A 13,642-nucleotide genomic window follows, 5' to 3' on the forward strand; every position below is an offset into this window, starting at 1 on the left:
TCAGGATGAGTCTTCTCGCACTTATGCTCTTATAGCATTAGCCGAAAAATTACCAGAGATATTGTCAGAAGCACTCACCACCGCTAGGGCAATTCAGGATGAGTCTTCTCGCACTTATGCTCTTATAGCATTAGCCGAAAAATTACCAGAGATATTGTCAGAAGCACTCACCACCGCTAGGGCAATTCAGGATGAGTCTTCTCGCATCTATGCTCTTACACTATTAGCTGAGAAACTACCAGAGGTATTGTCAGAAGCCCTCACCGCCGCTAGGGCAATTCAGGATGAGTCTTCTCGCATCTATGCTCTTACACTATTAGCTGAGAAACTACCACCAGAGTTGTCGCTAGAAGCCCTCGCCGCCGCTAGGGCGATTCAGGATGAGTCTTTACGTGCCTATGCTCTCACAGCATTAGGTGCGAAACTACCAAAGATATTGCCAGAAGCACTCGCCGCCACTATGGCGCTTCAGTCTGAGCGTTATCGCGTTGATGCCCTCAAAGCATTGGCCGCGAAACTACCACCAGATTTGTTGCCAAAAGCACTTGCCGCCGCTATAGCGCTTCAGTCTGAGCGTTATCGTGTCGATGCCCTCAAAGCATTAGCTGCGAAACTACCACCAGAGTTGTTGCCAGAAGCACTCACCGCCGCCAGGGCGATTCAGGATGAGTTTTATCGTGCTGAGGCTCTCAGTACATTAGCCGACAAACTGCCACCACAGTTGTTGCCAGAAGCACTCACCGCTGCCAGGGCGATTCAGGATGAGGAATATCGCGCCGATGCCCTCAGTGCCTTAGCCGACAAACTGCCACCACAGTTGTTGCTAGAAGCACTCAGTGCCGCCAGGGCGATTCAGGATGAGACATATCGCGCCGATGCCCTCAGTGCCTTAGCCGACAAACTGCCAGAGGTATTGCCAGAAGCACTCACCGCCGCCAGGGCGATTCAGGATGAGACATATCGCGCCGATGCCCTCAGTGCCTTAGCCGACAAACTGCCAGAGGTATTGCTAGAAGCACTCACCGCCGCCAGGGCTATTCAGTATGAGGAATATCGCACCTCTGACCTCAGTGCCTTAGCTTCTGGTCTGTCAAAAATGCCAAATGCTAAACTTTTCCCCCTGTGGCAAGATACACTTGATGAGTTATCTGTTCGCACTCGTCCTCATTTGCTGTCAGGTATCAAAGCATTATTTCCAGTTATATTTGCATTAGGTAATGAAGCTGCAACGGCAGAAGTTGCCCGTGCGATTATTGATGTAGGGCGATGGTGGCGGTGAACAGATGCGGGGACGCAGTGTTTTATAGTTTTAGGCAAAGTGCTAGCCTATTGACAGCTAATCAACCCAGTTCTCTAATAACAGCGTAGGAATGCGAGAAAATTCTCGTACATTATTAGTAACAAGGATAACTCCTAAACTTAGAGCGTGAGCAGCAATGAGCATATCCATTGCACCAATGATAATTCCTCTACTTTCGAGATCGCTTCTAATACTGCCGTAAATTGTCGCCGCTGCTGGTTTGAAATCAACTATTTCTAGGGGTAGCAAAAATTGTAGCAGGGCGGTGCGGTTTTTCTCTTGCTGTTGACTTTTGGCTACTCCATATTCCAGTTCAGCAACAGTTATGGAAGAGATACCCACATCACAAATGCTCAGGGTTTGAAATTTATCCAGCACTTTTTGAGGTTTTTGCTTGATGATGTAAATGCAGATATTGGTATCAAGCAGGTATCGCATTTAAAAACTCTCTCTGGTGTTGATTAGTGGCTGATCTCTATTAGTCATGAAATCATCGGAGAAATTGTCTAAACTGTCGATCAGAGATTGCCAGGGGTTATCTTTAGCAATCAGAATAATTGCATTACCAATTTTTTTAATATAAACTTCCGTGCCAGTGAGTTGAAAATCTTCTGGCAAAATAACAACTTGGTGAGTGCCATCAGTGCTGAGTTTGGCAGTGTTCATAAAAATTTATATAGGAATTTGGTTGCGTAGACTTTTGCTTTCAGTTTAGCGTGGGCAATCTCAAATATATCTGGGTTTTGGTGGGCAATGCCTACTACTAGAGATAATGTGATTTTTCCACAAAAGCGATCGCCGATCCAGGTAAGTAGTTAAACAAGATTAATTACACAATGTCATTGCGCTAAGCGAAGCCATGCCCGAAGGGCTTTATGGAGCGGAGCGGAATGTAGACACGTAGACGCGAAGCGGCTTCTCGTTCGACGAAGTCGTTCCCGAAGGGTAGAGTAGTGGCTTCCCACAGGGTACCAATTGCAGAGTTCTTGTGATTGCTACTCTGCGAGAACGCCTTCGGCGAACGTTCCACTCGCAATGACATATCGCAACTAATTTAGCGGACATGATATGACCAGCAAATCACTCAGTATTCTGTTCAAACTATATGGTAATGGCGATCGCACTCTGTCTGTTCACAACTGCGATGTCTACGACAAGCCGATGCAGCGTCTACGCAAAATCACCTCATCCATAGAGAAGGCGATCGCATTCACAACCAACGAGATCGGGTTGTTTATCAATGAGTACTCATCCATAGAGAAGCTCAACTCATTTGTGACCAACTAGATCGGGTTGTTTATCAACGAGTACTCATCCATAGAGAAGCTCAACCCATTTGTGACCAACTAGATCGGGTTGTTTATCAATGAGTACTCATCCATAAAGAACATCATCTCATTTGTAACCAACGAGTTAATTTTCTGCGTCAAGAGGTTGCACTAGGTGATAAGAAATTGCGCTGCTACAACTTAGAGAACTCCAAGGGGCAATGGCTACAAATTACGCATAATTACAGAATTATATCCCTAAAATATTGTTAAAAAAAGCCAAATATTTGTGATTTTCCCTGAGCCGGAATACTGCTGTTTTAAGACAAGCTAACAGTAGTACCGCGAAGCGAAATCCAAAATAAAGTTAATTTTTTTACGCCGTGCTGTACGAGAAAAATTTATGAGGAATAATTTATGACTCTAGCCAAACGTTCATCTCGCATTCTCGAAAAAGCTCAACAGAGAGTTTCTGGAATGCAAACCATCGATCAGAATCTTGATTTTGGCCATTCTAACAACTTGCAAAATATGCAACAACAAATTGAGCAATTACGCGCCAAGCTGAACACTCATAATAATGCTCTGGCTGTAATTGATGCTTCTAGAACTGATATTGAACAGCTAGAAAAAAGCTTGAGTGTGTTGTGTGAAAATATGCTGATGTCAGTTGCAGGCAGATACGGCAAAGACAGCGCCGAATATGTCAAGGCTGGTGGTGTGCGTAAGAGCGAGCGCATTCGCAAAAGCACTAACACTCGGATAAAAACTGGTGCAGAGCAAGCGGCTGTTAAGTCTGATGAAACTACCTAGTATTATTCCCTAAAATTCATACTTGATGTTTGAAATATTACGTAATGGTTTCGGTGGGCGATGCCCACCCTACTCAACAACCTACAGGAGAAACATCAATATGCGTAGCCAAACGAGTGCAGCAAGCACGCGATCGCGCCGTTACCCGCTTTCAAGCAGAACCAAACTTGCGTTGCAATGCGCAAATGCAGAGTCGTCATCTCCCCAAATGGTGCAGGCTAGATGATGCTAGTCGTAATTTATTAGAAGCAGCAATTAAAAAATTAGGCTTATCGGCTAGGGCAAGCGATCGCATTCTCAAAGTAGCACGGACAATTGCAGATTTAGCGGCAGAGGATAAACTGCAAGCCAATCATGTAGCCGAAGCCATTCAGTATCGCACAATCGATAGAATGCAGTAAGGATTTCCTAGAAACTCAAGAAGATAGTAGCGCGATCACATCTTGAGCTAACTCAAGGTTATTGATTTACATTAAAAAAATTACACATTGATATTGCGATTATATAGATGAATATAGTCGCAATGTTTCCATTAAATTGACACAAAAGCTACACATCTTTACTATAAGCTCTTTTACATAAAGTCCATTCGGTTAACTACTAAAATCATAGCTAAAGTAATTTACTAGCAATTTACTTTAGCTATGCATTTTTATTTCTCCTCAATCAGCTACTCTATTGAGTAATAAAAATGCATATTCATAACTTATACTTAAATGAACTATAAATCATCTAAAATTCTACTACTAGTTTCCCTACTTACGCTGATAAGCTGTCGTTACTCTCAAGATGTAGCAGCACAGCCAGCCCAAAAATTACAGCCAACTATTTCAATCCTACCGCCACAGCCCAATACTAATGAATTAGCTAAACCACTCACTTACAAATTAGAGACTTACGATAGCAAAGTGATGGGAGGAAAGCGCACTTATGGAATTTCTTTACCTCCTGGCTATGAGCAAAATACTCAACAACGCTATCCCGTAATTTTTCTGCTTCACGGTGGACACGGCGATCCTAATTCCTGGTTCGATCAAAACAAAGGACAGGCTCTCAAGACATTAGAAAAACTTTATGCCACTAACAAGTTACCACCTAGTATTATTATTACCCCCGATGGTAACGACAAACGCGGCACTAGCCCCTATTGGGACCCTCAATATATCGATGGGCCTCAAGGTAATGTGTCTACAGCCGTTGGCGATGAACTAGTAAAAGTGGTCAAAACCCGCTACCGAACACTACCAAATCCCGATTTTTGGGCTATGGGTGGACTATCATCTGGTGGTTGGGGGGCAATCAATGTAGGATTGCATAACTTACCTCGTTTCTCAATTCTATTTAGTCATAGTGGTTATTTTAAAGATAAGAGTGGCCCGCAAAATAGTCCGATAATTTATATCAAAAATATTTCTCCACAGGCTAAAAAAAGGTTGAAGATTTATTTAGATTCGGGTATATCAGATACGGAAGAACTCGATGAAGGCAAGCGGTTTGTTAAAGTGCTCAATCAATTGAAGATTTATAATATATTTCATCAATTTCCAGGCAGTCATACTTGGGAATACTGGCGCGAACACCTAGTAGATTCTTTAACCTTTGTAGGTGAACAATTCCGCGTATCGCAAATAGCTCATGCTGCTGATAATTTAGGCTTTGATCGGGCTAAAAATCCTCCGAATAATTAGCATAGTTCAGAATTATAATTATTGAAGTTAAACTTTTGTAGGGTGGGCATTGCCCACTCTACAACTACTACATATTGCTTATTTAATAAATATTAATTATAGTTAAATATTGTGATATGTTGTTGATCAAGCTCTAAATAAATATGAGAATTTCTAAAGTTGTAATTAGTTTGGCAGGAGCGATCGCTCTCTTAACTGCTGCTGGTTACTACTACGTCTTTATTTTAGGTGCGCCACAATTAGATCGACCCCAAGAGCAAGCCAATACAGGACTGAGTTTTCAGTTAGAAAGTTTTAATTCTCAAGCAATGGGAAAAGTCCGTAACTATGGAGTAATTTTACCTCCTGGCTATAATAAAAATCTCCAAAAGCGTTATCCAGTAATATTTTTATTGCACGGTGGTCATGATGATGCTCGTGCTTATGCTGATAAATATGCACTATTGAATGTACTGCATGAACTTTATCAAAGTGGACAATTGCCTCCATCAATTTTGATTACACCAGATGGCAATGATAATCGAGGTTCTAGTCCTTTGTACGATCCAGATTATTTTGATGGGCCTAATGGTAAAGTAGGAACTTGGATAGGTTCAGAATTAGTCAAAGTAGTGAAGTCGCAATACCGCACCTTGGATGACCCACATTTTTGGGCGATAGGAGGTGTATCCTCTGGAGGATGGGGAGCATTTAATATCGGCTTACGCTATCTAAACAACTTCAATATTTTCTTTAGTCATAGCGGTTATTTTACAGATAAAAGCGGCCCGCAAAATAGCCCTCAACAGATTGTGCAACAGTTATCAATTCAAGACAGAAAGCGATTGCGAGTGTATCTTGATGCAGGACTTAGCGATACTAATTTACTGTCTTCTACTAAAGCCTTTCACGAAACTTTAAATAAATTAGGTATTGCTAATGTCTTCTCTGCATTTCCCGGAGGTCATGGTTTGTCTGGTGCTGATGTGGGGTGGAACTACTTTCATAAACATCTCAAAGATTCACTTTCCTATGTAGGAAAACAGTTTAATAATTCAAAATTAAAAAAATAATTAAATACTATTAATAATTTTTTGTAACTAAATACCAATAATTAATGACCGATGAATCATAAAATAAAAACTCAGATTGGACTTCAAAGTGCCGCTTTTCTGACAGCGTTGGTGGGAGTGGTGAATTTAATCTCAGCAGTAACTCCTACTTTACCTGAACGCAATCATTGGCTTAAGCATTTTTTGCCCTTTGAAATTCGCGCCAGTGGTCATATCTTTGCAGCTTTGGCTGGGTTTGCTTTACTAGCACTGGCAACTAATTTATTGCGGCGAAAACGAGTTGCTTGGGTGCTGACAGTCGGTTTATTAGTAATTTCTATTATTAGCCACTTACTGAAGGGTTTGGACTATGAAGAAAGTCTACTATCAGGTGTCTTATTAGTGCAACTAATTTGGATGCGCCAGGTTTTTACAGCGCAGTCAGACCGCCCTTCAATTGCGCGGGGAGTGAGAGTATTATTTGGTGCTTTATTGTTTACCTTGGCTTATGGAACAATTGGTTTTTACTTGCTAGATGGCAAGTTTTCGGTAAATTTTGATTGGGGTGAAGCTATAGTTCAAACTTTAGCAATGTTCTTTACAGAAGATAATGCTGGACTGCAACCGAAAACTAGGTTTGGCGACTTTTTTGCTGATTCTATTTATGTAATTGCAGCTTGTACCTTTACATATGCCTTTGTCATGCTGTTGCAGCCAGTTTTTTTACGTAATTCAGCTACCCCAAATGAACGAAAGAAAGCAAAAGAAATTGTCGAAAAGTATGGTAAGTCTTCTTTAGCAGCTTATACGCTATTAAATGATAAAAGTTACTATTTTAGTCCTTCTGGTCGTAGTACGATCGCCTATGTTCCTAAAGGACGAGGTGCGATCGCTTTAGGAGATCCCATTGGGCCCATAGAAGACCGCAAAGAGGCGATCGTTGCTTTTGGGCAGTTTTGCCAACGTAACGATTGGTATCCGGCTTTTTACCAAACTTTGCCAGATGATCTAGACATCTACATTTCTCTGGGTTTTAGGGTACTGAAGATTGGGGAAGAAGCGATCGTTGACCTCAAAACTTTTACTTTACAAGGCAAAGCTGGTAAAAACTTCCGACCTGCTATCAATAAATTGGCGAAACTAGGATATGAAGTCCAGTTTTACCAACCACCAATTACTGATGAATTGCTACGTCAGCTGAAACCTGTGAGTGATGAATGGTTGAGAATGGTGCAAGGTTCAGAAAAAAAGTTTTCTCTGGGTTGGTTTGACGAAGCTTACCTGCGAGACTGTGTAATTGCTGCGGTTTACGATCCTGAAGGAAAAATTAGGGCTTTTGCCAATATTGTGCCAGGGTATCAACTTAATGAAGTAACTCTCGATATGATGCGGCATCGTCCATCAATGGAGAATGGGACAATGGATGTTTTATTTACTTCCATGCTCCAGCATTTTAAGGAGAAAGACTACGATAGCTTTAATTTTGCGCTTTCTGCGCTGGCGGGAGTTGGTGAAACCCCAGAATCACGCCGTTTAGAGAGAGTATTAGGCTATCTTTACGAACATTTAAATCGCTTCTACAACTTCAAAGGCTTACACGCCTATAAAGAAAAGTTTCGTCCCCATTGGGAACCACGCTACCTGGTTTACCCTAGCTTGACAGCTTTACCTGATGTAGTTGTGGCATTAATTCGAGCAGATTCCGGCGATCGCCTCCTCGATTATTTCAAACCTGGAGCCTAAATTTTTTCCACTCTTGGGATGTCCGTCCTATATCTTCAGTAAATTTGTGCAAAAAATGCAATCTACCGCAGAGATGATTTTAGAATCACCATTTTAAGGCAGTCTAATAAAGTAGACTCTATACATAGGGGCATGTAAGAAGCAGTAATACTGCTAGTTTATTTGCCAGGCTTATCACCAGAGGATGAGAGATGACACGCTCTCCGAATTCTAATCGGCGTTTATGGCTGCTGTTATTAAGTCGTACCAGCATTGCTTTAGGAGTGCTTTTAATCGCTGGGATTGTGGGGGGCATTTGGTGGGCTAATATTTTTATTCATCAAAAGTTAGCACCGTTAATTGAAAGCAATCTTTTAGAGTTGCTAGGACGACCTGTAAACTTAGGCGCAGTTCAAGGTTTTTCGCCGAATAGTTTGCGTTTTGGTAAAACATCAGTCCCTGCAACTACAACAGATCCAGATACAGTGGTAGCACAAGCGGTAGATGTAGGATTCGATCCCTGGCAATTAGTTTTCAACCGGACATTAAAGCTAAATGTTACATTAATTCAGCCTGCTGTTTATATCGAACAGGATCAACAAGGGCGCTGGGTTTCAACTAGACTCAATACTGCATCTCAAGAACGCAAAGGTTTTATTCAAACTCAACTAGAGTCACTGCGGTTGCAAAATGGCGGTTTAATCTTAGCCCCATATATTCCCCAAGGTAAGCCGAGAGTAACAGTTGGGTTCAATCAACTTAACGGTATTGCCAATTTTTTAGAGCAAAATCAACGCATTAATTTTGATGTTAGCACTCAAGCTCTTACTGGGGGAAGTGTACAGATTGCTGGAGAGACGCTTCCGAAAACATCTCAAACAACCCTGAAAGTTCGTACAGCTAGTTTACTCGCAACTAATCTGACGCAATTGGTGCAGACACCAGTTAGCTTGCAAGCTGGAAGTATAGATAGTGATTTGACAGTTAAGTTACAACGAAATCAGCCGAAAACTAGTATTTTTGGCACAGTTGGCGTTAATCAAGTAGTAGCACAACTTAATAATTTTCCGACAAAAATAACTAACACTACAGGTAAATTACAATTCCAGGGTGAGCAGGTTGCACTGGAAAATTTTACTGCAAGCTTGGGTAACATTCCCGCGCAAATCAACGGCTCTATAAATACTCAAACGGGTTATAACCTGACAGCTGATGTGAAAGCTGTTAGCACTCAAAACCTCTTACAAACCTTTAACGTTAAACTACCGATCGCAACTGCTGGCGACTTCACTGCAAATATCAAGTTGCAAGGTGCAATTAAACAGCCAGTGTTAGTAGGTGCGGTAAGTACCATTAAACCTGCTGTTATTGACCGTGTTAGCTTTGAGAAAATTACCACTCAGTTTCGCGGCACACCTCAGGAAATTGTTATTTCCCAAATTCAAGCTACCCCAACTTTAGGCGGACAAATTACTGGTAAAGGTCGAGTTGGCTTAGGAAAACAGAGCAAAGTTGCGATAAACTTGCAGGCGGCGAATGTACCGGGGGATGCGATCGCGCAAACTTACAACGCAAATTTAAATAATATTCGCATTGGTACAGTCTCTGCAAATACCCAAGTTTCGGGAACTCTCGCTAATTTACAAACCCTGGTGCAAATCCAAGCACCTCTAGCTACTTATCCGGGTAAAGTCGAATTAGCGGTTAACAAGGGAAATATCCAAATCCAAAATACAGCTTTTCAAGTAGCAGGGGGTACAGTTGCAGCACGAGGACAACTTATAGGCGATCGCTGGCAAGCTTTTGTTGATGCTTCTCGAGTTCCTCTCAATAGTTTAGCCCAAGCGACGCGCACTCAAGAAAACCCCAACGCAACTTTACCACCCCAGTTTCAAGGCACTTTAAACGGTGAATTCAATTTAGCGGGAACTACAAAATCATTTCAACTACCTAACATTCAAGCTTCTGGACAGGCGAATTTGAATGTCGCTGGAGGTAGGGTTAACCTCAATAATATCCGCTTGAATAATGGTTTATGGCAAGCTGTAGCGAATGCGTCCGGAGTACAACTCAATCAATTTGCCAAAAATGTCAAAGGACAGATTGTAAATAGTAATGTCCAGATTACAGGCAATACTAACTCCTTTGCCTTAAATAACATTCAAGCCGCTGGCGAGGCGCGGCTGAATTTGGCTCAAGGGAATGTTAATGTCCGAAATATCAGCTTGAGTGGTGGTAACTGGCAAGCTTTAGCCAATATTTCCCAAGTTCAACTGAATAATTTATCACAAAATTTGCGTGGGCGGTTAAATGGTGATGTGCGTGTAGCGGGAACTACCGCTTCCTTTCAACCACAAAACATTCAAGCCGCAGGTACAGTGAGATTTTCTCAAGGTTTAGCGGCACTCACACAACCACTAACTGCTCAATTTCAATGGAATGGTAGTGGCTTGCAAATTGTCCAAGCAACTGCACCAGGTTTAAGGGCGGCTGGTAATATTGCTGTGGCGTTGCAACCAACTCCCCAAATTACCGGGTTAAACTTAAATGTTCAGGCACAAAATTATAATCTGCAAAGTCTGCCAGTGAAGCTTCCTGGTAATATTGCTTTGGCAGGGAGGGTAGATTTTAACGGACAAGTAGCGGGTACGCCTACTACCCCTATTGCTAATGGCAATATTCGTTTAGAAAATTTGGCTGTCAACGGTTTAGCATTTGACCCGGTGTTAACTGGTAGTGTCCGTTATCAGCAAGGACAGGGAACCCAATTTCAAGTTGCTGGTAGACAAGACCTAATTGCTGTTTCTTTAGGTGCAAATAATCGTCCAACTACATTTAATATTAGACGAGATAAAACTATCGCGACTGGTAACACAGTTGGAGATACTTTAACAGTTAACGTTCAAGACTTTCCCATATCTATAGCTAAAAGTTTCATTCCTGCTAACGCAAACTTAGGTACAATTAACGGACAATTATCAGGAAATTTAGCAGTTAATTTAAATGATTATAGTTTAGTTGGCAATGTAGCAGTTGCTCAACCTAGAATTGGCAGAATTCAAGCAGATGAGTTTCGCGGCAATATTAGTTATGGCAATGGTAATTTCAGTTTAACTAATGGGCAATTGCTGCAAGGTGCAACTCGTTATGCACTCAGTGGAAATTTACCAACCACAGGTAATAAACCCTTGCAATTTGACGTTAGCTTTGACCAAGCTAGAATTGAAAATTTACTGCAAACGCTCAATATTTACAATTTTAAAGATGTACGTACTGGCTTGCAACCTCCAAAATTAGCTGGTGCGGAAGTATTACAAACTCAGCCTGTAAGTTTGCCCGATACTAATTTATTAGGGCAAATAGCTTATGTATCCAAAATACAAAACCAAGTTGCCCAAGAAAGAACGCAGGAACAAGCTTCTCGCCGTATACCAACTTTAGAAGAATTGCAAGGCATTATCAGTGGTAGGTTAGGAGTCACAGGCAGTTTGCGATCGGGCTTGAATATTGGTTTTAATTTTACAGGTAATAATTGGGTATGGGGTAACTATAATATTAACCAAATTGTAGCGAGTGGTAATTATGAGAATGGTAATTTAACCCTACAACCTCTGCAAGTTAATTTCAATAACTCTCTCATAGCTTTTAATGGACAATTGAGCCAACAAGCATTATCTGGTCAAGCTCAAGTCCAAAATTTAGCGCTAACAGATATTAAACCTTTCTTCCCTCAATTACCTGTAGATGTTACAGGTAATGTAAATGCTAATGCTACCCTCAGCGGAAATTTAAATAATCCTCAAGCTGTCGGGGAATTAGCTTTGGTAAATGGCAACTTAAATAATCAATCTATACAGTCAGCCCAAGTTGCTTTTAACTATAATAATGCAGAGTTAAATTTTGACAGCAACATTTTAGTTAGTGGCACACAACCAATTCAAATTAATGGCAGTGTTCCGGCTAAATTACCCTTTGCTTCCGCACAGCCAGATAGCAATCAAATTAGCATCCAGGCGAACGTTCAAAATGAAGGTTTGGCAGTATTAAATGTACTTAATAATCAAGTAAAGTGGGTAGATGGTCAAGGACAAGTAAACGTACAAGTGCAGGGAACATTAGCTCGACCAGAGACTACTGGTACTGCCACAATTAATAATGCCACAATCAATGTGCAAAGCCTTTCGGAACCGTTAACCAACGTTACAGGGACAGCGCGGTTTGCAGGCGATCGCTTAATTGTTGATAATCTTCAAGGGCAATATAGTCGCGGACAATTAACGGCGACGGGAATTCTACCGATTTTTGCTAGTCAAAATGCTCAACAACAAGCAGCTGCTAATCCCCTCACGGTAGCTTTAGAGAACTTGAGGGTGAATCTTCAAGGATTATATCAAGGCGGAGTTAGCGGTAATGCTGTCATTACTGGCACAGCCTTTAGTCCCAAACTCGGCGGTAGAATTGAGCTAAATAATGGTGAAGTATCATTAGGACAAGCCACCTCTAAGACATCTGGAACAACCCCTACCACTGAAAGTACATCAACTTCCCCAGAAATTACAGTCACAACACCAGAATCAGCTACTGCTACTAATTCGGCGACAACACCCACAGCCAGCAATACAGCGAGAATACCTATAGAGTTTGCGAATTTACAACTAGCTTTAGCTAACAATGTTCGCGTGACGCGTCAACCGCTATTTAGCTTTGTCGCTCAAGGTGATATCACTCTCAATGGAACCTTGGCTAAACCTCGTCCCCAAGGACAGGTTCGACTGCGACGAGGTCAAATAAATTTATTTACCAGTCAATTTACCTTAGCTCGTGGTTACAACCAAACCGCAGTATTTACTCCCAATCAGGGATTTGACCCAACTTTAGATGTCCGCCTAGTAACAATTGTCCCAGAGGCAACTCGCACTTTATCGCGAACCTCACGCATATCTAGTGAGGTTCAAGATGTTTCTGCAATAAACTTTGGCACTTTAAACACTGTGCGCATTCAAGCTATAGCAAAAGGGCCAGCCAGTCAATTATCTAGAAATCTTGTGCTAACTAGCGAACCTCGCCGTAGTAGAGGAGAAATCGTAGCTTTACTAGGTGGCTCATTTCTTAACACTTTGCAGCAAGGTGATACAGGTTTAGGACTGATTAACATAGCTGGTTCGGCAATTTTTTCCAACTTGCAAGGTACTATTAGTCAAATTGGTGAAACTATTGGCTTAAGTGAATTGCGGTTATTTCCAACTCTAGTGACTAATAGAAATACTAATGTTTCTGTACTCGGTTTAGCAGCCGAGGGTGTATTTGATGTATCAAGGAATTTTTCTGTTTCTTTGTCGCGGGTTTTTGCTACTGATGAACCCTTACTTTACAACGTAATTTATCGTTTAAATGACGACATTCGTGTACGTGGTGGTACTAATTTCGGAGATGAAGGTCGCGCTGTTGTTGAGTATGAAACAAGGTTTTAATTATATTGCTTTCATTTTATCAAGAACTGCAGAGAGCAGAAGGGATAAATCCCTCCTATTTTCTTCAAACTTAGACTTCTTGCAAAAATACGAATCAGCAAAAAAGGAACCACAGATAAACACCGATAAATATCGGTGTTTATCTGTGTTTATCTGTGGTTTGATATTCAAAACTTTGACTTATGCAAGAGACTCCATGATCTGCGCGCACAAGGAATAATGAAAATGATCTTGGAACGATTTTGCGTTGTTTCAGCCTCTATTTTCAAGGCAGGTCTATTCTTTCATTAACGTAGGTTCGACGAATCTCACCCCACCCCTGTTGACTTGTGTGCATCTGTTGTTGTAA

At 41.4% G+C, this 13,642-nt stretch carries 8 protein-coding genes and 2 pseudogenes; 8 read left to right on the forward strand and 2 right to left on the reverse strand.

Features of this window, described 5'->3' with window-relative positions; translation table 11 throughout:
* A pseudogene (locus tag BV375_RS37020) lies at positions 1-1,279 on the forward strand (hypothetical protein); the annotation flags it as partial.
* 57 nt (positions 1,280-1,336) lie between these two features.
* On the opposite strand, the gene BV375_RS20480 reads toward BV375_RS37020, so the two are convergent.
* Positions 1,337-1,738, reverse strand: coding sequence for a type II toxin-antitoxin system VapC family toxin (locus BV375_RS20480; RefSeq protein ID WP_086763699.1), 402 nt, complete (start codon positions 1,736-1,738; stop codon positions 1,337-1,339).
* Positions 1,739-1,966, reverse strand: coding sequence for a type II toxin-antitoxin system VapB family antitoxin (vapB, locus tag BV375_RS20485; RefSeq protein WP_086763701.1), 228 nt, complete (start codon positions 1,964-1,966; stop codon positions 1,739-1,741).
* Between the two features lie 402 nt (positions 1,967-2,368).
* Here vapB and BV375_RS36130 point away from each other — a divergent pair, with 402 nt between their 5' ends.
* From BV375_RS36130 to BV375_RS20515, 7 genes and pseudogenes are all read left to right on the forward strand, one after another.
* Positions 2,369-2,587 (forward strand): hypothetical protein, encoded by a 219-nt coding sequence (locus BV375_RS36130; RefSeq protein ID WP_143842149.1) that lies wholly within the window; start codon positions 2,369-2,371, stop codon positions 2,585-2,587.
* Between the two features lie 398 nt (positions 2,588-2,985).
* Positions 2,986-3,381, forward strand: a complete 396-nt coding sequence (locus BV375_RS20490) for a hypothetical protein (RefSeq protein ID WP_086763703.1) — start codon at positions 2,986-2,988, stop codon at positions 3,379-3,381.
* A gap of 71 nt (positions 3,382-3,452) precedes the next feature.
* Positions 3,453-3,782: pseudogene (locus BV375_RS20495) on the forward strand (magnesium chelatase); the annotation flags it as partial.
* 315 nt (positions 3,783-4,097) lie between these two features.
* Positions 4,098-5,069 (forward strand): alpha/beta hydrolase-fold protein, encoded by a 972-nt coding sequence (locus BV375_RS20500; protein WP_086763705.1) that lies wholly within the window; start codon positions 4,098-4,100, stop codon positions 5,067-5,069.
* Positions 5,070-5,212: 143 nt separating this feature from the next.
* Positions 5,213-6,121 (forward strand): alpha/beta hydrolase-fold protein, encoded by a 909-nt coding sequence (locus BV375_RS20505; RefSeq protein ID WP_208099154.1) that lies wholly within the window; start codon positions 5,213-5,215, stop codon positions 6,119-6,121.
* 51 nt (positions 6,122-6,172) lie between these two features.
* On the forward strand, positions 6,173-7,843 hold the full coding sequence (locus tag BV375_RS20510) for a phosphatidylglycerol lysyltransferase domain-containing protein (RefSeq protein WP_086763709.1): 1,671 nt from the start codon (positions 6,173-6,175) through the stop codon (positions 7,841-7,843).
* Positions 7,844-8,034: 191 nt separating this feature from the next.
* Positions 8,035-13,293 carry a translocation/assembly module TamB domain-containing protein gene (locus BV375_RS20515; RefSeq protein ID WP_086763711.1) on the forward strand — a complete coding sequence of 1,753 codons (5,259 nt, stop codon included), beginning with the start codon at positions 8,035-8,037 and terminating at the stop codon, positions 13,291-13,293.
* The last annotated feature ends 349 nt before the right edge of the window (positions 13,294-13,642 follow it).

It is taken from the genome of Nostoc sp. 106C, assembly GCF_002154725.1.
Classification (GTDB): Bacteria; Cyanobacteriota; Cyanobacteriia; order Cyanobacteriales; family Nostocaceae; genus Aulosira.